A 231-nucleotide genomic window follows, 5' to 3' on the forward strand; every position below is an offset into this window, starting at 1 on the left:
CGGCATCGACGTAGAATTTAACCGCGAACTCGCCGATCATGATGATCTCGAGGCAATGGCACGTTCCAAGGCTGCCGATCAGCGGGCAAAAAGCCGAAAGAAGCGCTAGCTCAAAGAAAAGCGGAAGGCGCCCGCCTATCGGCGACAAGCATAAGACGAGCCGGCTGAAAGGTTGTTCTTTAACCTTTTGGCCGGATTGGCTTATGACCTCGAGCCGATGGCGCCTGGAGC

Annotated in this window: 1 protein-coding gene; it reads left to right on the forward strand. The window is 55.8% G+C overall.

Annotation, left to right across the window (positions count from 1 at the left end; translation table 11 throughout):
* Window positions 1–109: YfhD family protein (locus KVT11_RS20800; protein WP_254636549.1), on the forward strand; the 109-nt coding region annotated here is incomplete at its 5' end.
* Window positions 110–231 lie beyond the last annotated feature (122 nt).

The sequence above is a fragment of the Bacillus sp. GbtcB10 genome, assembly GCF_019091365.1.
GTDB lineage: Bacteria > Bacillota > Bacilli > Bacillales > Bacillaceae > Bacillus > Bacillus altitudinis.